The sequence below is a fragment of the Microbacterium wangyouchuni genome, from assembly GCF_051546305.1.
Taxonomy (GTDB): Bacteria; Actinomycetota; Actinomycetes; order Actinomycetales; family Microbacteriaceae; genus Microbacterium.
Genome location: NZ_JBPTMA010000006.1, coordinates 25,832 through 46,701 on the forward strand (window position 1 = coordinate 25,832; position 20,870 = coordinate 46,701).

Sequence of the window (20,870 nt, forward strand, 5' to 3'; positions counted from 1 at the left end):
CTGAAGACATGACCCAACCTAGAACAGCCCTTGTCATCGGTGGCGGTATCGCCGGGCCAGCTAGCGCGATCGCTCTACACAAAGCGGGTATTCACTCGACCGTGTTCGAGGCGCGACCAGAAGGTGCCGATGGCCGTGGAATTATGCTTACCCTCGCCACCAACGGCATCGATGCGCTCCGCGCGCTTGACGCTGACACCCGTGCCATAGCGGCCGGGTTCGCCACGCCCGGGATCAGGCTCCGTACCCACACCGGCAAGACCCTCGGCATCACCCCGACCGGCGGCACGTTAGCGGACGGCACCGTCAGCCGGACGATTCAGCGTGAAGCGCTCTACCGCGCCATGCATGACGAGGCGACGAGCCGTGGCATCGCAATCCAGCAAGGCAAGCAACTGATCTCGGCCCACGAAACAGGTCATGGTGTTCGCGCAGAATTTTCGGATGGGACTCAAGAAGAGGCCGATATTCTCATCGGAGCCGACGGCATTCACTCCACCGTTCGACGAATCATTGACCCAAATGCGCCGCGTCCGAAGTTCAGTGGGCTGCTCACCACCGGTGGCTACGCGCGCGGCGTCACTGTGAAAGCCGCTCCCGGGAGTTACGAGATGATCTTTGGCAGGCGTGCCTTCTTCGGCTATGCCACTGCACCGGATGGTGAGGTCTGGTGGTTCGTCAACATTCCGCGTCGACGCGAACCTGCGCGGGGTGAAGTTGAGGCGCTAAGTTCCGACAAGTGGAGGAACGTTTTCGCTGACCTTTATCGCGATGATGCCGGACCGGCACTCGAACTGATTGCAGCTACCGACGATTTCGCTCCGATGACCGCTATCCACACTCTGCCCTCGCTCCCGCGGTGGCACTCCGACCGGATGCTGGTAGTGGGCGACGCTGCTCACGCACCATCGCCCACCTCGGGTCAGGGAGCCTCGCTGTCGATCGAGGACGCCGCGGTACTGGCTGCCGCCCTCCGGGGCCACGATTCTCCGGCCGCGGCCTTCGCCGCATTCGAGAAGATCCGGCGACCCCGCGTCGAGAAGATCGTCAAAGCCGCCGCCCGAATCAACAACAGCAAGGCACCCGGTCCGCTCGGTCGAATGATGCGCGATGCCCTGCTGCCCACGGTGCTGCGGCTCACCGCCGATACCAAGAGCTCCCGCGAGATCTACGAACACCATCTCGACTGGAATTCGCGGTCGAACGCTGAAAGGACATGGCCATGAGGATCACCGTCATCGGTTCTGCGGGCCGTCTCGGCGGACATGTCGTCAAGGCGGCCACGGCTCACGGGCATCACGTCACCGGGCTGGCCCGACGCCCCGAACGCGTCCCCGACCAATCGCCTCTGGTCGTGACAGTTCGCGGTGATGCAAGGGATCTGACGGCTATGTCGACCGCTGTGGCGAATGCCGATGCGGTCATCATGGTGCTCGCCGGTGGCGACCGCGCCGATCCGACAGCCGTGCGGGATTCGGCCAGGACCCTGGTGAGAGCAATGACCACGACTGGAACGCGGCGACTCATCATGACGAGCGCCTACCCGATCGTCGCCCGCCATCCCGCATTGGTGATGGCGCTACTGCGCCGAGTGTTCGCAACCGCGTATGCCGATACTGCGCATGCCGGAGGGGTGGTCACCAACAGCAATCTCGATTGGACAATCGTTCGCCTCAACAGGCTCGCCAATGCGCCCTCTGTCGGCATGCCGCACGTGAGCACGGGCGAGCTGGACCGGCCGACCGGACTCACCCGGGCGGATGCTGCTGAGCTCCTCGTCAACCTCGCCGAGTCCGGCGATTATTCGCGTGTGGCAGTGAGCGTACGAGGGCGCGATGCGCGGGGGTAGGCATAGAAGCTCGGCGGGCGTGACCCGCACTGCGGTGCGGGGACCAATTGGGGACCAGAATCATGCAAACCATGCGTCCCATGAGATGGACTGCGGGTGACGTCCCGCTAGGTGGTGCGTCGACCGCGAGATCCAGAATGACTAGGGCTAAGGCGCAACTCTGGGCGCTGAAGGAACCAGCTGGGTTGGCCCGACCGGATCCTGCGTATGCGTCAGGGTGATCCAGGACGAACCTGGACCGCGGTGCTTCTTCGAACTGACCAACCGCGCAGGCTCAAACGAGAGCAAGATGGTTTGCACGGAAGAAGGGCGAGTTAAGGCGCAGACGATGAATGCACACGAATCATCATCGGACGCATCTGTGCGCTCCGACGTCGGTCTGACCATCATTCGGCGGTCACCAGACCCGGAACGCGACCGATCCGAATCTCGTTCCCAGCACTCCTTCGGCAGTCGAATCCAAGCTATGGGGCAAAGTCGACTCGGTGCACTCCTACTGTTGATCGCCACGGTCGTCGCGATCGCTTGGGCGAACATTTCGTACGCTTCGTACGAACAAGTGTGGGGCACTCACCTTGTCATCGGCGTCGAGGATCTGCAGCTGAACTTCACCCTGCACGGGTTCGTCAATGAAGCGATCATGGCGGTGTTCTTCTTCACGGTCGGGCTCGAAGTGCGGCGAGAATTTGCCATCGGCGAGCTCACGACGTGGTCGCGTGCGATGGTTCCCGTCGTAGCGGCAATCGCGGGCCTCGGGGTTCCCGCGCTCCTGTACATCATGATCACGTCAGGGACCGGCAATGAAGACGCGTGGGGCGTTGTCATCTCGACCGACACCGCGTTTCTCGTCGGCGCTCTCGTTCTCGTCGGCCCGCGTGCGCCTGGACGGCTGCGTGTCTTCCTTCTCGCTCTTGCCGTCGTTGACGACATCGGTGCCCTGGCAATCATCGCTCTCATCTATACGGAGAACGTGCAGCTGCTTCCCCTCGTCATCGCGGCAATCGGACTCACAGGAATCTACTTCGCGCGGTATCTTCGGGCCGGTCGAGGGCCAACGTACGCTCTGCTCTCGATCATCATCTGGCTCGCATTCCTCGCTTCTGGTGTGCATCCGACACTCGCAGGCGTCACTATTGCGCTCCTCGTTCCCGTCTATCGGCCCAACCGCCGAGATGTCGAGCACGCTCTGGATCTCACGCGCACGTTCCGCCAATCACCAAATTCCCAGTATGCGCGCGTAGCCGCCAACAGCTTGCGCGAATCGATTTCGATCAACGAACGACTGCAAACCGCCTATGCACCGCTTGTCGCATACGCCATCATCCCGCTGTTCGCGCTGGCGAACGCCGGGGTGCACGTCAGCGGAGAAGTCCTTGCTGCCGCAGTCCGATCTCCGATCATGTGGGGAATCGTCGTCGGTCTCGTCGTCGGCAAGTTCGTCGGAATCTTTGGAGCTACCGCGCTCATGCAGGTCTTCCGCATCGGCAGCCTCGGGCCGGGTCTCACACTTGATCGCATAGCCGGCGGTGGGCTGCTCTCAGGGATTGGATTCACGATCTCGCTGCTGATCGTCGATTTAGCGATCTCTGACCCGGATACCCAAAACATCGCGCGCGTGGGTGTGCTCGCAGCATCCGTCATCGCGTTTGCACTCGCCAGCCTCTTCTTTCGTATCTCGGATCTCGTGCACCCGATGACTGAGGTTGGCCGCACGCTCGTGCGTCCCGTTGATGGGTCTCGCGATAATACGTTCGGGCCAGATGACGCTCCCTACACGCTTGTCGAGTACGGCGACTTCCAGTGCGAATTCTGTCTCAAAGCAACAGGGGCAATTGCGGAAGTGCAGCGTGAGCTCGGGGATAAGGTGCGATATGTCTGGCGGCATGCTCCGCTCACGAGCTACCATCCCAACGCGCTCGCCGCAGCGGAGGCGTCTGAAGCTGCTGCGCTACAGGGAAAATTTCCTGAGTTCATGCGGAGCCTGTTCGCAGATCAGAATAACCAGCTGCCCGCAGACATCCTGCGGCGTGCCGTTGAGCTGGGCCTGGATGTTGATCGATTCGAAATCGACCTCAACTCGGCGGAGGTCACTGCACGCGTTCGCGACGACACGCTCGATGCCGAGGCAATGGAGATCACTGCCGTGCCCACCTTCTTCGTCAACGGCGTGCGGCACACCGGTCCCTTTGACGCAGCCTCGCTCATCCGCGCCCTCGAGATCACAGCTCGGACCGGCCGGACCTCCTCAGAGGCGGTCCGAGCAGAAGGAGAAGATCACAAATGAGAGACGGCGGCGTAACAGGACCAGCAGTAATCCAGCGTATTGAAGGTGGCCTGATCGCGGTGTTCTCGCTCGTGGGGACAATCGTCTTAGCCCCAGACTGGTGGTGGATGCCACTGGCACTGTTCTTGGTGTTCGATCTGTCACAACTCGGATATCTTCGGTCTCCCGCCGCAGGAGCCGCCTGGTACAACGCTATTCACACCTACGCGTGGGCTGCCGTTCTGGCTGTTGTCGCACTCGTAGCCAGCAGCTCCGCGCCCGCCCTGTCGTTGTGGTCCGCCATCATCGCCTTCGCCTGGGCATTCCACGTGGGAGTCGACCGCGTTCTCGGATATGGGCTGAAGCTCCCGGACGCCTTCACACACACCCATATGGGATGGATCGGGAAGGACAAGAAAACGCGCGCCTGATGGCGACCCGTGGTTACGTCCTTTGCTCTGTCTCAGTTCAGCAGGCTACCCATTTGTTTCGCGATCGTGCGAGCCGCCAACTTCGGGCTGAAGCACCGCTGAGAAGTACCTCGCTCTCGCTCTGATCGAGGCTGATCGAGGCATCGGGATCCTCCTAAGGGAGCTGGGGGCTGAAGCTGGCAAGCAGCACAGTCGTCTAGAGAACTTCCTCGACATGACTCGGCTCGGCGAAGCAACCACCGCGATGACATCGAAGCTCACGCAGATGCGTACCGACAAGCCCTTCTACAGCGAGCTAACTCTGATTCGAAACGAAGTCGTTGCCCACTTCGTCAGCAAAGCATCCTGTTGTCTGGCGCCCGCATGGGGTCCGTGTTGCGATCACACCTTGCCGTGATCGACCCGGAACGGAGCACGGCGAACCTCGGGATATTCTGCGGCGAAGGCACCGAGTAGTCGATTGATAAGCCGATCTGACGCTACAGAGGCGTCTCCTTCAGCAACCATGACGACGCCAGCGTTGGCCTCCAGCAGGAGCGTGACATCGGACCATTCAAGATCGGCTACCGCGCGGTTCTCAGCCTTCGCTCGACGAATGAGTTCGACGAAACCCTCTTCGACTGCTTTTCTCTCGGCTGCAAAACCGTCGCCGTGCAGGAATGATGTGACGATCATGTCCGCACACGCCGGGTGTCTTGCCTGCTCAGCAGCGACATCGGCGATGAGGCGGCAGAGGGCCGCCCAGCTATCCCGCTCGGCGAGGCCCTCGGCGAGGCGCCTCAGCCATTCTTCGACGCTGGCCGCGAAAACAACATCGACCAGCGACTCTTTTGTGGGAAAGCGCCGGAAGAGGGTCGCCACCCCCAGCCCGGCGCGCCTCGCTATATCGGTCATCGAGATGCCGGTGCCGAACTGCGCGAAGGCTTCCGCGGCAACAGCGATGATTCGATCGCGGTTGCCGCGAGCATCCGCTCGAAGCTCGCCTGTTGTTGTCGGGGCCATAAAACCTTCTCTCGAGCACAACTGGAACCTGCGTACCACTTGATGATAGCGTTTCCACCTGGAATGCTCGTTCCATTTAGGCGAGGAGTCATCATGCGTGCGGTTCAGTTTTTCTCGTATGGGGGCCCCGACGAGCTGCAGGCCGTTGAGGTCGTCACTCCTCGGCCGACCGCGACGCAGGTATTGGTGCGGGTCTCAGCCACCAGTGTCAACCACGTCGACACCGAGACGCGGCTCGGGCGGCTGAAACTGCTCGCAGGACGCCGTTTTCCGCAAGGCACTGGTATAGACATCGCGGGGACAATCGAACTGGTCGGGGCTGACGTCACAGAATTCGTGCCAGGCGACCAAGTCTGGGGTGTCAAGGCCGGCTTCTTTTCCCGAACAACCGGCGCAGCGGCCGAGTTCATGGCCATCGACGCACATCTGCTCGCGGCCATACCCACGAACATCGACATCGTTGACGCGGCAGCGCTGCCGGCGGTGGGAATCACGGCAATTACTGCAGTGAGAGACAAGGGCCGGGTCAAGGCGGGGAGTCGCATACTGATTAGGGGCGCCGCAGGCGGAGTCGGCAGCACCGCAGTGCAGTACGCGCACTCACTGGGTGCCCACGTCACTGCTCTCGTCAGTGAACGGAATACACAGTTCGTGCTTGATCTCGGGGCAGATATAGTGCTCGACCGAAGGGCAACGCAGGTTGAAGATCTCGGAACGTTCGACGTGATCATCGACACGGTCGGCTCGGAACTCTTACAGTACCGGCGTCACCTTGTGGAACATGGACGCATGGTTACGATCGCGTTCAGCTCCACCACGAGCATTGCGGCAATCGCATTTTCCGCGATCTACGGACGGAAACGGATTCGAACACTCTTTGGCCAGCCGCCACGTGGTCTGATCGCTCATCTCACCGACATTGTCGAGGCCGGCGGCATCATGCCCGTCATCGAGCGGATCTACCCGCTCGAGAAGATCGTCGACGCGCATCGGGCAGTTGAAACCGGTGGCGGCCGAGGTAAGCGTGTCATCCGCATCGGGCCTTGACCGCTGCCCGCTCAAGGTTCCGCTTGCGGGCAACTCGGACAGCGGCTCGAATCGTGCCGAACCACGTTTCGGAGCGTCCGCTGAACGTCCCGCCTGCGGGGCAACGCAACCTTGGCAAGTTGCGGTCGGCCACGAGCGGACGAAGTCGAACATGTCATGTCGAAGAACCTTGGCGAGTTGTCGGCTTCATCGAGTGTGCGACTTGCCGACTCGAGTTCGCGAGTAGCTCGCGCCAGTGGCCGGCGAGGCAGGCATCGACGACGGTCACGCCTTCGGGAGTAACGGTCAGGTACACCTCAACGATGTCGTTGCCAATGCTGTGGAGAGGGCTGTCCAATTTCATCATGGCTATGACGCATACCCATCAGGGCTGCTGTCAATAGCTCCAGACGATACCTCTCTTGACGCAACTGTGCTGGCCGCTCGCGACCTCCTCGAGCAAGACGGGTTAGGCGCATCTTACGATGCAGGCCATTGCGCAGCGCGTCGGTGTTCGAGCCCCTTCCCCCGCCAACCGACTCAATTCCGCTCCGGATCTGGTGCAACTCGCGAGCAGGTTCCGCGCGTTCGGCCACGAGCATCCCGCTGCCTTCCAGCTGATCATGTCACCCGGTACGGGGACGCCAGTTGCTCGGCCTGAATTTGGGGCCGCAGCAAGTAAAGGTGTTCTGGATCTGGCGGGGAAGGGGAAATGTCGACCATGCGTGGGAGTTCGGCGTGACGAGAATTGTCACAGCGATCGCGGTCACTCTTTAACGACCGTAACTACGCTTCCGCCTCGGCTTATGACGTCACTAATGCTTCGCTGGGGTGCGGCGAATGGGTGCCGCTTGCGTCTCGTCTTGCGCGTCTCGTCTTACGCGTCGATGGCCTCGAGTTCTCGCAGGTCCTCGTCTGAAAGCTCGAGGGCTGCGCCGGCGATGTTCTCGCGCAGGTGTTGCCTCGAGGCCGTGCCGGGGATGAGGAGAATATTTGGCGACCGCTGCAAGAGCCACGCTAGAGCGATCGACATCGGGGAAGAGCCAAGGCGTGTGGCGACGGCGGAGAGCGCCGTTGACTGAAGCGGGCTAAAGCCGCCTAGAGGGAAGAATGGGATGTATGCGATCCCTTCGGTCGCGAGCCGGTCGATGAGGTTATCGTCCAGCCTGTTGGCCAGGTTGTACATGTTCTGCACCGACACGATCGGTGCAATCGACTGCGCTTGGGCGACTTGATCGACGGTTGCATTACTGACGCCGAGGTGGCGAATAACGCCTTGCCGCTGCAAATCAACGAGGGTCTCGAACGCTTCCGTAAGGTCTTCAGGCACGGGGCCGTTGGCATCCCCGAGTCGCAGGTGCACAAGGTCAAGGGAGTCGACGGCGAGAGTCTCGAGGTTGTCGTCGATTTGGGCGCGGAGTTCATCGGGCTTCCGGGCAGACGGCCATCCGCCCTGGGCATCCCGGCGTCCACCTGCCTTGGTGGCGATGATCAGGCTTTCTGCATACGGATGAAGTGCTTCGCGGATGAGTTCGTTGACGACGCGTGGCCCGTAAGTTTCGGCGGTGTCGATGTGGGTGATTCCGCTGGCGACTGCGTCGCGGAGGACGGCTAGGGCCGCGTCGTGGTCTTTCGGGGGCCCGACGACCCACGGGCCGGCGAGTTGCATAGCTCCATAGCCGAATCGGGAGACGGTTGTGTCTCCGAGGGACCAGGTGCCGCCGGGCAAGGTGAGGGTGGGGGTGCTCATTGGGTGCCTTTCTAGGGCTTGTGGAACAGCAGGTCATGTCCCATCCTGGATGAACTGCTATATCAACGGTAGTAGTTACCGAATAGTGCGTTGATACCCAAAGGGAGCTTCATGGCGACGATGACCGCAGCCGAGAAGAAGGCCGACGCGAAGGTGCACTACAACGCTTTTCTTGCAGCCTGCCCTAGCCATCAGCTGCTGGGGCAGATCTCGAGCAAGTGGGTGACCTTAGTCTTATCCGCGTTGGGGAGCGGTCCCGATTGCGACGGCGAACCTCGTTCGATGCGATATTCTGAGCTGGGCCGCACCCTCGCTGGGGTCAGCCCCAAGATGCTGTCGCAGACGCTGAAATCACTAGAGCGTGACGGCCTCGTCAATCGCACGGCTACCGCGACAGTCCCAGTGACGGTCACCTATGAGCTGACCGACTTAGGACTGTCCCTGCATCAGAGCGTGCGACAGCTCAAGTTATGGTCCGAGAGCCACCGCGACAAGGTTGCCGAGTATCAGAGGCGATTCGACGCCGCTCGGTAAGGGGCCGTGTCGGATGGGCTCAACGGGGCGTTGCGTTGCAGAAGGCAGCGGACGCAATGATCCCGCTCGAGGAGTATTGGGCGACGGGCGCTGTGCTTCGGGACGGCGAATGTGCGGGTGAGACCCGATGGTTCCCACCTGGCAGACATGGTCTCGCACGTGGATCAGGGCCGAATCAGGCTCAACATCGTCGACCGCCGGCCGCTCCAGGATCTGGCCCGGTCGAGAATGGTCGTCGTCTCCGTCGCCGGGCAGGAAGACCCACGTGCCCGAGATGGCGAACGCTGTAACGATGACGTTGACAAAACACACATCCGCACCCACAAAGTGAAAAACACACATCGTCACCCTCTTCATCGTCAACCGCGCGCGCCCGCCGAGGGAGACATCGAGGAAGTCCCGGTCCGGCGGTTTGACGTGCGTTCGAAAGAGCATCTCGGGGTACTTCTTCGAACTGACTAACCACTCGGGCTCAAACGAGAGCAAGATGGCTTGCACGGAGGAAGGTCAAGCAAAGGCGCAGACGATGAATGCACCCGAGAGCCGCTCCCCGCATAACAGCGGCACAGAACCCGGGTCGGTTCACTGAACGCAGCGCCGACCTGAAGCGAGACTCTGCCCGCACGACCGTAGAGTGAGGGCATGTCAGACCCCGTCGAGTTCATCCGGGCCGCCCCGATTGGCACTCGGATGACGGTACGCACACGCATCGATGGGGGCTTCACCGACGCGGTCGGCTACCTACGCGAGCGCGATAACGACGAATGTGTCCTCGAGACGCGTCGTGGTCTCGTCACCATCTCTCTGGATCGGGTCCATCTAGCCAAGGCTGTGCCCCCGCCGCCTCCGCGCCGGGCGCCTCGTATCTGAGCTGTTTCGCGCGCTGTTCACCGTGTCGCCGGTTCGTCGTCATCTCTCACCGGTAGCATTCCGGGAAACCGCGGCCAAGGCGAGGAGCCGAAACGATGCGCAGCTCTGAGTATCCCTTACCTGAGCAGACCCTTCTGCACCTGAGTGACACCCACTTGACCGCGGAGGGTGCGCGCCTGTTCGATCTGGTGGATGGCACCGAACGGCTGGCCCGTGCGCTTACCGTCTTTGAAGCATCCGGTATCACTCCCGACGCGATCGTCTTCACCGGTGACCTCGCCGACCTGGGTGAGCCCGCCGCTTACGCTGCCCTGCGTGGCCTTGTCGAGCCGTTTGCCGAGCGATTGGGTGCGCGCGTGCTGTGGGTCATGGGCAATCATGATGAACGTGGGGCGTTTCGCGAAGGACTGCTGGATGAAGCAGCCGACCTGCGGCCGGTAGACCGGGTCGACGAACTCAACGGGCTGCGCGTGATCACGCTCGACTCGACCGTTCCGGGCGCGCACCATGGCGAGCTGAGCGATGAGCAATTGCAGTGGCTTCGCGATGAACTGGCAACACCGGCGCCGCTGGGGTCGATCCTCGCGATGCATCACCCTCCCGTCCCCAGCGTGTTGCCGTTGGCGGTGAGCGTCGAGCTGCGCGATCAGTCACGGCTCGCCGAGGTGCTGCGCGGCACCGACGTGAGGGCGATCATCGCCGGTCATCTGCATTACTCGACCTTCGCGACGTTCGCGGGCATTCCCGTTTCGGTCGCATCGTCGACGTGCTACGCGCAAGACCTTACGGTGCCGACCGGTGGCATGCGTCCGCAGGACGGCGCACAGACCTTCAACCTCGTGCATGTGTTTGATGACATGGTTGTGCACTCGGTAGTGCCGATCGACGTGCCGCGCACACTGGAATACATCGACGCGGCGGAGGTCCGCCGGAGGCTCTCCGCCGCGAACATCCGCCCGAATAGTGCAGACCTCGACCCAGACGGCTCGGATCTCGGCCCCACTGATGCGGGTAACGGCCCGTTCAGCGAGCCATCTGCGGATGCTCCGACCGAGCCGATCGCTCGGCAGCACTGACGTCGGCCCGCTCCCAGGGCGGCAGCACCGGGAACATCTGATCCAGTGTCGCGCGGATAGTTCGGATTCTGATTTCTTCGGGGAGTTCTGTCTCGCCGCCGTCGTTGAGGCAGAACATATCAACGTCGGTTCTTTCAGCGAGCCGCTCCATGCGCCGAAGTGCGGTCGCGAGCGTCGTGTGCACGTATCGCACTCGGGGCTCCCTGGTGGCGACTGCCCGTCCGGTCATCAGCGCGTAGTAATGGAACAGACTGTTGGTCACTGAGATATCGGCGGCGGAGCGGAATCGAGATGCCGCGGTGCGCTCGAAGTCCTCGGGAAACTCACGTTCGAGCTCGGCCATGATGCTTTTGCGCAGCGGGGTGGCGCAGTGTGAGAGGTCGCGCGTGATCGTGCGACCGAATCGGGTTCTCAAGAGATCCCGGTTCACTCGAAGGCCGTTATCGTGGCCGCTGCGATGCGGCGCGGGGATTCCGGTGCCGATGCGCACCTCGGACTCGACGAACTTCGTTACCCCGGCCGACGTGAAGAACAGCTCCGGGGAGACCAATCGGCCGAAGAACATGTCATCGTTCGCATAGAGGAAGTGCTCGGCGATGCCCGGGATCCGGTGCAACTGCGCCTCGACGGCGTGTGAGTTGTGAGTGGGCAGCACTGAGGGATCGGCGAAGAACTCCTCGCTGCGCACAAGCGTCACCTTGGGGTGATCGATCAGCCAGGCGGGGGCGGGGGAGTCTGTCGCGATGAAGATCCGTCGCACCCAGGGCGCATACATGTGAACGCTCCGCAGCGCGTAGCGCAGCTCGTCGACGTGACGGTACCGGGCGGGACCGTCATCACCCTCACCGACGACGTACTCGGCCATGCGTGCCGCCCGTTGCTGCTGGAACTCACTCATGGATCCATCGACCCATGAGAAAACCATGTCGATGTCGCCGATGAACTCATGCGGTTGCGGATCGAACATACCCGCGATCGTGCGCCAGCGGCGACCGTATCGTTCGACGGTGGCGAAGGCGAGATCCTCGCGAGAGATGACGCGGCGTGTGAGCGCATTGTCGCTCGGTGCCTCGACGAGATCGTCCCGTAGGCGCCAGAACTCCAGGCGGACCCCGAGGGACGCGCCGTAGCGCAGCGAATGATTCGTCGTGATGCGTGGGCGATACACACGCACGACCAGCGGTCCAGTAGCCTGCCCAGTGGGCGGGGCGGATATTTCGGTCGCGAGCACGGGCGGCTGCTGCTTCGCTTTGGTGTACAGGGGTTCGCCGTCGCACACGGCCGCCAGTGCGGCGATGGCTGCAGCATGTGCGTTGACGTCGACTACGAGTGTGGGGACGGAGTGGTCGCTTCGGATCAGGGTGACCTCGACGCTGGCATCTTCCAACGCGGCCGCAACTAAAAGCAGGTCATCGATACGCGCCTGTTGCGGTGTTACTGAGTCATGAACGATGTGCAGCACACCCCCGTCAATGATGACGTCGTCGCGATCAAGCAGACCAGACCGCGGATACGGTTGCTCAGGGGCGAGTGCGAGTGCTGGCATAAATACCTCTTTCGTGACGCGTCGGAAGCTCCAGGCGCCGAAGCGCCGAAGGCGGGGGACCCCAGGCGCGAACGTCACGTCGAGCGCCATGAAGTACAACACACCTGCCCAACCAGCTATTCCATTTCAGACACAATTGGCACAGATCGTGCCTGACTGGTGTATGTATGTGCTATCCGCGTCGCCGACTTCGCACGCTTGTGCTGGCGAGCCTGCCCCGCCGCAATGCCCGCACCAACTGCGACGTCGCTCAGTTCAGCAGGCTACCCATTTGTTTCGCGATCGTGCGAGCCGCCAACTTCGGGCTCAAGCGTGCCAGCTTGTCCATCGCTGATGCGTCAGCCCCGATCGTTACGCGGAAAGAACCCTTACGGATGGCTTTGACGATGGCTTGACCGGCAGCCTCCGGGGACGTCATTTTGAACGCAGGCGAATCGGCTGAAGCATCGTCACCGAGCGTGACGCCGGAGTTCGACGCGATGTCGGTCGCAATGGCGCCGGGGAACACAGATGTGACCGCCACGTTGGTATTCAGAAGCTCTGCATACAACCCTTCGGTCAGCAGCTGAACCGCCGCTTTCGAAGCGCCGTACACAGCCTGACCAGGCACAGGAGCATAGGCGCCCATGCTTGCCACGTTCACAATGCTCGCCTCAGGGCGTTCGATCAGTGCGGGCAGGAACGCCTTGATCATGTTCATGGTGCCCCAGAAATTGACGTTCATCACCTTCTCGATCTCCTCGAACGGGAGGTCGATGATCTTGACGAACTTCTGGATTACTCCTGCGATGTTCACGAGACCATCGACGTTTCCGTGTGCGCCGATCACTGCAGCTGGCAAAGACATCACCTGCTCACGGTCAGCAATGTTGACGATATGGCTGCTGAAGCGCTCGCCAGCCCCTGCGAGAGCGGCAGTTGTTGCGAGGCCCTCCCCATTCAGGTCGACTCCTGCGACACGCGCCCCATTCTCGAGGAGCAACCGCGTTGTGAATCGTCCGATGCCGTTTCCAGCACCGGTGACAACGAAAACTTTTCCGGAGAGATTCATGCGGTGAGCTTCTTTTCTGTATCTGGAAGGTGAGTTGTGGCGTGAGCGGCGGCTCGACGTGCGCTGAAGATGCAATCCGCCAGCGAGAATCCGCTGATGTAGCTATTGGAACAGACGCCGACGGCATTTCTACCAGCAGCGTATAGCCCGTGAACCATCGACTCGTCTTCACGCTTCACAAGCCCGGAGTCTCCATCGACGATCAATCCGCCGAGTGTCAGTCCGGGGATGGGCGAGAACGGGGAGGCGTCATCGGAGATATTTACTGCATAGAAGGGCGCCTTTGCGACCGGATGGCAGACGTCTGCTTGCTTGTGAGCCGGGTCGCCGGTACCTGAGACAATACCGGCGTTATACGCGGAGATGGTTTGCGCCATACGAGCCGGATCAACGCCCATCTTCATCGCGAGCGACTCGAGCGTGCGAGCGCGCTTGTGACCGATCGTGAAAGTGTAGGTCGCCGTGAGCTTGTGGAAGATCTGAGTCTGCGTCCAATACTGGCGACGCGCCTTCTTCCAGTTGTCGGCGTCATAAACGGCCCACCCCTTTCCACCGAACTCGCGCATAAGCACATTGCCGTGAGTGGCTCCGTACAGATCTTCATTCGCGATGCGCTTACCGTTGACGCCAACGGTCACACCTTCGATGAAAGCGCTCGGCGGTGACAGGAAGCGCCACGCAGTGACGTTTCCCATCTTGGCGGTCGCACCGCCAGCATCCATTCCAAGCTGGATGCCACTGCCGTCATCTTCAGGAGTGCCAAGCGGGGAGATCTTGGTGAATCCGGGCGCGTGTTCCTTGACCCACTCTTTGTTGTAGATGAAGCCGCCAGCGGACAGGATGACTGCCGCCGCACGCGCCTCACGCTCCACCGAGCCGTCTCGCCAGATTCGCGCGATCTTGTCGGTCGTGCCCTTCACGAGGTCGGGCATCCAGTTGCCAATTTTCGCGGTGCGCTTCGTCATCTTTCGGTGACGCGCGGCGGTCGGGTGTGACTGTTCCAACACGCGGTACTTGACGCCTGTGACGATGCCCTCATCGACAATGAGGTCGGTGACCTTAGCGATGGGGATGAAAGTTACGCCTTTGCGCAACGCGGATTCGGCGAGATGCGTCCAGAGCACCTTTCCCGAGGAGAGCCCTTTGGCTTTCGCCCGGTGCCCGCGCGGCGCCGGCGTGGCGGTCAACTGGTAGGGATGAGCTTTCTCGTTTCCTGAGAAATAGAGATAGTGCTCGTCGGTCGGGTACGACGTCTTATACGGTGCTACCGAGCTGGCGAACGACACGCCCTGCTGCTCGAGCCAGGGAATCATCCCTGGGCTCTCATCACAGAAATTACGCAGCGTTGCATCGTCTACCGCATCGCCTACCTCCTGCTTGAGATAGCGGTAAAGGTTTTCTGGAGTATCCGCATAGCCAGCTTCGGCCTGGTAGCGAGTCCCGCCACCCGCGTATACGACTCCGCCGGACAACGCGCTGGCGCCACCACCGTAGGAGCTGTCGAGCACGAGCACTCGGGCGCCGCGATCTGCCGCTTCGATGGCAGCTGCCGCGCCAGCGAGGCCGAATCCAACGACGATGACGTCGTAGCGTTCTTCCATCTCAGAGGACGTCGCCATGTCAGATCGTCTCTCCAGCGTCGGCAAGCAGAACACTGCCGGTCATGATCATGGACAGGTCACTCGCCGCGAACAGTACGACACGGGCGATGTCGTCAGGGGTACCCGTGCGTCCGATCAAGCTCTGGTTCATGACGTCCATGGGAGGAATCTCGATGCCAGCAGCCGCGGCCTCTGCCATCATGGCGGTCGCCATCGCAATATTGCCCTCAGTGGGGACGTAGCTCGGCGCAACGCCGAGCACGCGGATACCCAACGGTGCGAACTCGAGGGCCATGGCCTTCGTCATCCCGCGCACCGCATGCTTCGAGCTCACATATGCAGACAGGCCCGCTGCTGGCGCTTGGAAGCCAGCCGTAGAAACAATATTCACGATGACTCCACCGTTGCCGGTCATCTGATTCACTGCTTCACGCGCCCCGAGGAAGGCCCCGCGAGTGTTTACTGCGTAGACCTGATCCCAAGCCTCAACAGACATGTGAGCCACCGGGATACTCGGGAAGAGGCCGGCGTTGTTGACCCAGATCGTCGGGGCCCCAATGGCGGCGGCAGCGTCGGCTGCAGCCTCCGACACTGACTTCTCGTCGGTCACGTCCATCTGCACGCCGACTGCTTTCACGCCATACCGTGTGCTGATTGCACCGGCTGCTTCGTTCGCGAGCTCAACGTTGAGATCGGCGAGTGCGATGTTGGCGCCGGCTTCGGCAAGTCGCTCTGCGATGGCCCGGCCCAGACCCTGGGCGCCGCCGGTAACGAGTGCCGCCCGTCCGTTCAACGCGATCAGATTCGCGATCGGTTGTGCAGAAACATCAGGAAAAGGAAAGGACATCACTGCCTCCATGGCAAGCTCGCAAAACACGTTATGACAGAGTATGCCATAAGGTCTTTGTCGACAACTGGGTACTGTGAAGGCATGGAGCAACACGGGACTCGGATAGGCCGTCCGCCGAAAGCCGAGCCGGAGGTTTTGCGCGGTCAGCTTCTTGACCTCATCGCGCTCCGCGGCTACGAGAACGTATCGATGGGTTCTCTCGCTGAGACGGTAGGCATGAGCGTGCGAACCCTGCATCGATATTTCCCGACGAAAGCCGACATCGTCTGGGGCGGAATCGAAGTTTCCGTTGATGCGCTCACAGCCGAGTTGGATGCCGCGGCCGAGAGCAGCCCGATCGTCGACGCAGTTGCTCACGCGATTACCAACGTCTTCGCCCGCAACGTCGAGGACCTCACGACGATGCGTGCACGACTGCGCCTCATTGCCCTCTCGCCGGAACTGCGCACCAACAGATCAAGCACTTTCGAGGGCTGGCGCCACACTGTGATTCACTTCGTCGCCACACGCAGAGGCGAACCAGCCCAGGCGTTGATCCCTGTCACCGCAGGGGCAGCGATCCATACGGCAGTCATAGAGGCGCTCCACTGGTGGGGGCTGCAGGAAGATCCCCGTGATCCCGCAGAGTGCATTACCCAAGCGCTTCACGGACTGAGCAACGTCAACAACCGTTAGTCGGGGTCACCGCCGGTACGGCGGTTCGACAAGGGGCATCGGCTCAAGATTGTGTGACACCCAGACCACGACCAACCGTACGAGTTCGAGCGTCTCGGTGCCGCTGGACCTGCCACGCCGTAGTGTGCGCACCAACTGATCAAGCTCAGCGAGACGGTCGGGGGCGAGTGGCGTCCCGGATGAGAGATGTGCGGGAAGCGAGTCGAGCATCGCCCGGAAATCATCGTCCCAGTTGACCGAGCCGTTGTCTTCGATCTCGTTGAGTACTCGCGTGGCGATGCGCACTGTCTCACCCTGAACCGTGGGTGCCGGGCCCATGGCCGGCACGAGGCTCGCCCAGAGTTCGTCGTACTGATCACGCCAGTCGGTGCTGTGTAGTTCGACGGGGGAGACCCCATCATGACGATGCACAGCCGGCGCAGGCTCTGCGTCGAAAAGCTCATAGAGCGCTGCCATGTCCTGTGCAGCCCGCTCCACTGAGTCCGGATTGTAGACCTCGCGGATGGCTTCGAACTTCTCGCCCAGGCGAACCACAGCAGCCCGACCGGCATCCGTCACAGTCGCGCCCGTATCAACGAGCAGCCGCGAAGTCGCTGCGATGCGGTCCAGATCGCCGGTGTCAGCATCCAGCATTCTGTCCTCGAGTGCGGTGTGGCCCTCATCGTTCGTGGCATGGACGTCGGCGCCAGTTGCCAGCAGTGTCCGAGTGTTGTCGACATGGAGGCTGGCGCCGAAAAGCGGCGTCTGCCCGCGCCGGTCGCGAGCCTCGATATTCGCACCAAGCTCGATCAGCACGGCGGGGTGGCCGTTCCAGGCGCCGGCATGATGGTGCAACGGCGTCTCACCATCATCATCGGGCGCCTCGATATCAGCACCGGATGCGACCATCCACCGGATCAGCGCCTCAGGAATGCCGTAGGTGGATAACCCTGGAGCCTTCCCGGCGCTGCGCGCGTTGATATCGCAGACACTGAAGACCGCCTGCATCTCCTCCAGATCGCCGGATGCGACAATCTGCTCGAAATCCTTGGGAAGACGTTTGCGGAGCCGAGCCACGATCAACCGACCCGTGTACTGATCGCGACGTACGTCTCGTCGCTTGGCAGGTATCGCACCTGCACGATGCGGCCCGGCTGCAGGTCCTCGAGTGCTGCGGGTGCAGCGGGCATGTCTCGCTTGGCATCGAAACTGCTGCCATCGGGCCTGTTCACGCGCAGGTCGAGATGCAGCACCGCCTGGCCATGCGCGATCTCGCCGGTAGGCTGCATCGCCATGATCACGGCCGTGGCGTCTGTGCCGCGGGTGGCGACGTCGACCTGCTGCTCGGTGAGCATGCCGCGGGCGATCTGAGAAGCGTAGAGAGAGTTCTGTAGGTCCGCGGTTTCAGCATCCGGAGCGACCGCGAACCGGCCATCCTCTCGATACCGCACCGGAAACGTCGATCCGGGGGTGAGCTGCGCGAGCTCACCCTGATTGACGATCGTGTGCGCTGTGCCGCGGATGCTTCGCCCATCCGGGGTATCGACGTCAAGGACCAGCTCGATCTCCGGTTGATCGTTGAAGGAGGTTCCAGTCGCTCGAGCCGAGACGAGCATGCCGACACCGAGGGGAGCATCCTGAAACTCGCGGCGCTCATGCGCGGGAGGACGGAAAGAGAACCAGATGGCGACAAGGCAGATGAGGCCGACGCCGGTTGAGATGAGAATGCCCAACGGGTCGAGTGACTCCAGGTACGGACCGTCCGAAAAGAGCGGAACGATGAACTGCAACACGATGACGCCCAGGAAGATAACAATGCCGATCCCACGCGCCTGCCGGTATCCGTTGATGATGCTCCCCACAGACCGCGTCGACTCTTATAAACGCGACCGTACGGCGGCAGCATGAACGACGAGCCAATGATTCGGAAACGAAACGTTAATGCCGTTGCTACGATTGGCGCCGGATGTTTATGTGTTGCTAGGTGGGGTCAGAGTGCAGAAGAGAACGGGCTGGATGATCGCCCTCGTGGCGGCGCTGGCTGTTGCTCTGGTGCTCACGCTCCTGTGGATCATCGGGTCACGACAGACAGAGGCCTCCCCGCCCGAACAGGCCGCGACAGCGATACCGACGCAGACGCCGACTCCCACCCCCTCTGAGACACCGACCGGGTTCCCCGCGAACACATCCGTGTACGACGTGGCCGTGTTGCCAGAAGCGAATGTGTACGCCGTCAACGCGGCGCTCCCCGTCGACGACGCTCCTGATGCGCCTACCTCCGGCCAGCACGCCACAGCGCAGGGTGAGGGAGCGCCGGTGTGGGCTGATCCCACCGCGGAGCCGGTGGCATACCTGCCCATCGAGTTCGTGCACGGCGGCACGACGGTCCCCGTGATCGAACGGCAGGAGCACTGGGTGCGAGTTTTACTCTCCGGGCGTCAGGCGATTCCGTCGCAGGGCAACCCCGCCCAGATCACCGGATGGCTGCGCGTCGCGGACGTCGTGATCACCGAGTCCGCGGTCAGTGTCGAGGTGAGCCTGTCCGAGCGCACGGTCGACATCGTTCGAGATGGCGTGCCAGAGCGCATCGCTACCGATTTCGCGTGGGGAACAGAAGCGACGCCCACGCCCATCGGACGCAGCTTCGTGATGAAGACGGCTGTCGTTCCGGAGTTCGGATACACGCGCGGGCATCCGATCGTGTACCTGGCTGTGCAGTCACCAACCCTCGACGGGTTCGCCGGAGGCGATGTTGCCGTTACCGCCTTCCATTATCACGACGCTCGAGCCGGCGCGATTTCGAACGGATGCATCCGCCTCGACCCGGCAGCGATCGATGCACTCGCGCAGGTTCCGGTCGGTACGCCGGTCTACATCCGTCCCTGATCAACGGTCACGGGCTCGTTCTGCGCGAGGAGTACCGCGAACCCGGCCCAGAGGATAGCGAGCGGCATAGCTGTGTCCTTGCCGTTCCATGAGCTCGACTGCCACATCGCGAACCACTCGGAGCCGATGACGATGAAGCCGATGAACCAGATCGCGAAGCCCAGGGCGTAGGCGGCGTATCCCCACACGCGGGCTTTGTCATAGCGGGCGATATCGGCGTCGCGCAGAAGGAAAAGTTTGACACCACCGATGAGTCCGAGTGCGGCGAAGACCCCCTCAACAACGATGATGCCGAGATAGCCGACAGTCCACACCCACGGTGCGGTGATGGCACGCCACATCAGCGCATTGCCGTCGAACGTGGTGTCCATCGAGAGCACGTGCTTGACGAACTGGTAGTTGGAGTCGTAGTCCATGAGATTGCCCATGAACACGAACAGCCCGAAGAGTCCGGCTGAGAAAAGGGTGAAGGCCTGCAACAGGCGAAGTGGATGCTTCATTCTCTTACCTCTCGTGTGAACACCAGGTCTAGGCGCGGCTGTGCGTCTGATTCGAAGCTGATCGCCTGAACGAACTCCCAACCGGTTGCGGCATGGTCACGGATCACGTCACGATAGTCCGTTCTCAGCACGGTCCCACTGCGCCGTCGGAGGATCGGGATGCTGGCAAAAGCGTATTCGCGCATGGCTGCTCCTTCAAAACTCACCATGGCATCACCCTCTGCGGGCGTCAATGGTGACGCGGCCACGGTGGCGAAACGCCGCTGGTTGCCAGCGCGGCGGCGAACGTGCGCCAGAGTGGAGGCAACGAGTGGAGGATGTATGACAACGCTGTACTTCGCCAGACACGGTGAGACCGTCTGGCACGCCGAACATCGGTACGCGGGTTCGTCCGATGTCGCTCTCGTTCCGGGGGCTGTTCACCAGGCCGCCGCGCTCGCCGAATGGGCAGGGACCGCCGCGCTCTCGGCGATTGTGTCGTCGCCGCTGAGCCGGGCACGACTGACCGCTGAACCCGCTGCCGACGCCGCCGAGCTGCCCCTCCGAATCGACCCGCGTCTTGTCGAGATCGACTTCGGACAGGGGGAGGGACTGACACCAGCGGAGTTGGCGGCCGCTTTCCCCGTCGACTGGGCAGGTTTCGGACGGCGGCCGGCACAGCATCCGCTTCCGGGTGGTGAAGCCGGCATCGACGGTATTGCGCGTGCCATGCCCGTGTTCGACGAACTGGCATCCGAGTTTCCCGACGGCCGGGTACTCATCGTTGGCCACGCGACGCTGATGCGTCTGATGCTCTGCGAGCTCATCGGTTTGGACCCCGACTGGTACCGCGACATCTTTCCAGCGCTCGATAATTCGGCGTTGCTGGAACTCGATTTCCCCTATCGCGGGGAGTCGGACTGGCCGGGGCGGGCGCGTGTACTCGGGATCAACATGCCACCGGTCCAACGCGCCCGCTGACCATTCGAGCGGCCATCGCCG

General features: G+C 62.0%; 21 protein-coding genes. 11 read left to right on the forward strand and 10 right to left on the reverse strand.

Annotated features, from left to right (window positions below; translation table 11 throughout):
- Nucleotides 1-8: 8 nt before the first annotated feature.
- From ACSS7Z_RS12930 to ACSS7Z_RS12945, 4 genes are all read left to right on the forward strand, one after another.
- Nucleotides 9-1,226 carry an FAD-dependent oxidoreductase gene (locus tag ACSS7Z_RS12930; RefSeq protein WP_438255274.1) on the forward strand — a complete coding sequence of 406 codons (1,218 nt, stop codon included), beginning with the start codon at nt 9-11 and terminating at the stop codon, nt 1,224-1,226.
- Nucleotides 1,223-1,849 carry an NAD(P)-dependent oxidoreductase gene (locus ACSS7Z_RS12935; RefSeq protein WP_438255275.1) on the forward strand — a complete coding sequence of 209 codons (627 nt, stop codon included), beginning with the start codon at nt 1,223-1,225 and terminating at the stop codon, nt 1,847-1,849. The genes ACSS7Z_RS12930 and ACSS7Z_RS12935 overlap by 4 nt, the downstream gene beginning before the upstream one ends.
- A gap of 466 nt (nt 1,850-2,315) precedes the next feature.
- Nucleotides 2,316-4,133 (forward strand): Na+/H+ antiporter NhaA, encoded by a 1,818-nt coding sequence (gene nhaA, locus ACSS7Z_RS12940; RefSeq protein WP_438255276.1) that lies wholly within the window; start codon nt 2,316-2,318, stop codon nt 4,131-4,133.
- A complete protein-coding gene (locus ACSS7Z_RS12945; RefSeq protein WP_438255277.1) occupies nt 4,130-4,543 on the forward strand; it encodes a DUF4260 family protein in 414 nt (137 codons plus the stop codon). Before nhaA ends, ACSS7Z_RS12945 begins: the two co-directional genes overlap by 4 nt.
- A gap of 381 nt (nt 4,544-4,924) precedes the next feature.
- On the opposite strand, the gene ACSS7Z_RS12950 is transcribed toward ACSS7Z_RS12945, so the two are convergent.
- Nucleotides 4,925-5,545 carry a TetR/AcrR family transcriptional regulator gene (locus tag ACSS7Z_RS12950; RefSeq protein WP_438255278.1) on the reverse strand — a complete coding sequence of 207 codons (621 nt, stop codon included), beginning with the start codon at nt 5,543-5,545 and terminating at the stop codon, nt 4,925-4,927.
- 93 nt (nt 5,546-5,638) lie between these two features.
- Between ACSS7Z_RS12950 and ACSS7Z_RS12955 the strand changes: the two genes are divergently transcribed.
- Complete coding sequence (locus tag ACSS7Z_RS12955; protein WP_438255279.1) at nt 5,639-6,592, forward strand: NAD(P)-dependent alcohol dehydrogenase; 954 nt, start codon at nt 5,639-5,641, stop codon at nt 6,590-6,592.
- 856 nt (nt 6,593-7,448) lie between these two features.
- Here the strand turns inward: ACSS7Z_RS12955 and ACSS7Z_RS12960 are convergent.
- Entirely contained in the window at nt 7,449-8,321 is an 873-nt protein-coding gene (locus ACSS7Z_RS12960) for an oxidoreductase (RefSeq protein WP_438255280.1), read from the reverse strand.
- Between the two features lie 111 nt (nt 8,322-8,432).
- On the opposite strand from ACSS7Z_RS12960, the gene ACSS7Z_RS12965 reads away from it, so the two are divergent.
- The 3 genes from ACSS7Z_RS12965 (at nt 8,433) to ACSS7Z_RS12975 (ending at nt 10,801) form a co-directional block, all read left to right on the forward strand.
- Nucleotides 8,433-8,855, forward strand: a complete 423-nt coding sequence (locus ACSS7Z_RS12965) for a winged helix-turn-helix transcriptional regulator (RefSeq protein ID WP_438255281.1) — start codon at nt 8,433-8,435, stop codon at nt 8,853-8,855.
- 642 nt (nt 8,856-9,497) lie between these two features.
- On the forward strand, nt 9,498-9,725 hold the full coding sequence (locus ACSS7Z_RS12970) for a hypothetical protein (RefSeq protein WP_438255282.1): 228 nt from the start codon (nt 9,498-9,500) through the stop codon (nt 9,723-9,725).
- Nucleotides 9,726-9,820: 95 nt separating this feature from the next.
- Nucleotides 9,821-10,801, forward strand: a complete 981-nt coding sequence (locus ACSS7Z_RS12975; RefSeq protein ID WP_438255283.1) for a phosphodiesterase — start codon at nt 9,821-9,823, stop codon at nt 10,799-10,801.
- Here ACSS7Z_RS12975 and ACSS7Z_RS12980 read toward each other — a convergent pair.
- The 4 genes from ACSS7Z_RS12980 to ACSS7Z_RS12995 form a co-directional block, all read right to left on the reverse strand.
- Nucleotides 10,749-12,347 carry a stealth family protein gene (locus tag ACSS7Z_RS12980; protein WP_438255284.1) on the reverse strand — a complete coding sequence of 533 codons (1,599 nt, stop codon included), beginning with the start codon at nt 12,345-12,347 and terminating at the stop codon, nt 10,749-10,751. The two genes, ACSS7Z_RS12975 and ACSS7Z_RS12980, sit on opposite strands and share 53 nt — an antisense overlap.
- A 250-nt stretch (nt 12,348-12,597) precedes the next feature.
- A complete protein-coding gene (locus ACSS7Z_RS12985; RefSeq protein WP_438255285.1) occupies nt 12,598-13,398 on the reverse strand; it encodes an SDR family NAD(P)-dependent oxidoreductase in 801 nt (266 codons plus the stop codon).
- Nucleotides 13,395-15,017, reverse strand: a complete 1,623-nt coding sequence (locus tag ACSS7Z_RS12990) for an FAD-binding protein (RefSeq protein ID WP_438255286.1) — start codon at nt 15,015-15,017, stop codon at nt 13,395-13,397. Before ACSS7Z_RS12990 ends, ACSS7Z_RS12985 begins: the two co-directional genes overlap by 4 nt.
- 1 nt (nt 15,018) lies before the next feature.
- Entirely contained in the window at nt 15,019-15,846 is an 828-nt protein-coding gene (locus ACSS7Z_RS12995; RefSeq protein WP_438255287.1) for an SDR family NAD(P)-dependent oxidoreductase, read from the reverse strand.
- An 84-nt stretch (nt 15,847-15,930) separates the two neighbouring features.
- Here ACSS7Z_RS12995 and ACSS7Z_RS13000 point away from each other — a divergent pair, with 84 nt between their 5' ends.
- Nucleotides 15,931-16,524: an acyl-CoA-like ligand-binding transcription factor gene (locus ACSS7Z_RS13000; RefSeq protein ID WP_438255288.1), complete on the forward strand. Its 594-nt coding sequence runs from the start codon at nt 15,931-15,933 to the stop codon at nt 16,522-16,524.
- Nucleotides 16,525-16,530: 6 nt separating this feature from the next.
- Here ACSS7Z_RS13000 and ACSS7Z_RS13005 read toward each other — a convergent pair whose 3' ends face one another.
- Both ACSS7Z_RS13005 and ACSS7Z_RS13010 read right to left on the reverse strand, forming a co-directional pair.
- Complete coding sequence (locus ACSS7Z_RS13005; protein WP_438255289.1) at nt 16,531-17,580, reverse strand: ankyrin repeat domain-containing protein; 1,050 nt, start codon at nt 17,578-17,580, stop codon at nt 16,531-16,533.
- A gap of 2 nt (nt 17,581-17,582) precedes the next feature.
- Nucleotides 17,583-18,365, reverse strand: a complete 783-nt coding sequence (locus ACSS7Z_RS13010) for a hypothetical protein (protein ID WP_438255290.1) — start codon at nt 18,363-18,365, stop codon at nt 17,583-17,585.
- 133 nt (nt 18,366-18,498) lie between these two features.
- Here ACSS7Z_RS13010 and ACSS7Z_RS13015 point away from each other — a divergent pair, with 133 nt between their 5' ends.
- A complete protein-coding gene (locus ACSS7Z_RS13015) occupies nt 18,499-19,389 on the forward strand; it encodes a L,D-transpeptidase (RefSeq protein WP_438255291.1) in 891 nt (296 codons plus the stop codon).
- Here ACSS7Z_RS13015 and ACSS7Z_RS13020 read toward each other — a convergent pair.
- A complete protein-coding gene (locus ACSS7Z_RS13020; RefSeq protein WP_438255292.1) occupies nt 19,374-19,889 on the reverse strand; it encodes a DUF2165 family protein in 516 nt (171 codons plus the stop codon). The two genes, ACSS7Z_RS13015 and ACSS7Z_RS13020, sit on opposite strands and share 16 nt — an antisense overlap.
- Nucleotides 19,886-20,074 (reverse strand): DUF4177 domain-containing protein, encoded by a 189-nt coding sequence (locus tag ACSS7Z_RS13025; RefSeq protein WP_438255293.1) that lies wholly within the window; start codon nt 20,072-20,074, stop codon nt 19,886-19,888. The genes ACSS7Z_RS13020 and ACSS7Z_RS13025 overlap by 4 nt, the downstream gene beginning before the upstream one ends.
- A gap of 136 nt (nt 20,075-20,210) precedes the next feature.
- Between ACSS7Z_RS13025 and ACSS7Z_RS13030 the strand changes: the two genes are divergently transcribed.
- The gene (locus ACSS7Z_RS13030) at nt 20,211-20,849 is read left to right on the forward strand and encodes a histidine phosphatase family protein (RefSeq protein ID WP_438255294.1); all 639 of its coding nucleotides are present in this window, start codon (nt 20,211-20,213) and stop codon (nt 20,847-20,849) included.
- Nucleotides 20,850-20,870 lie beyond the last annotated feature (21 nt).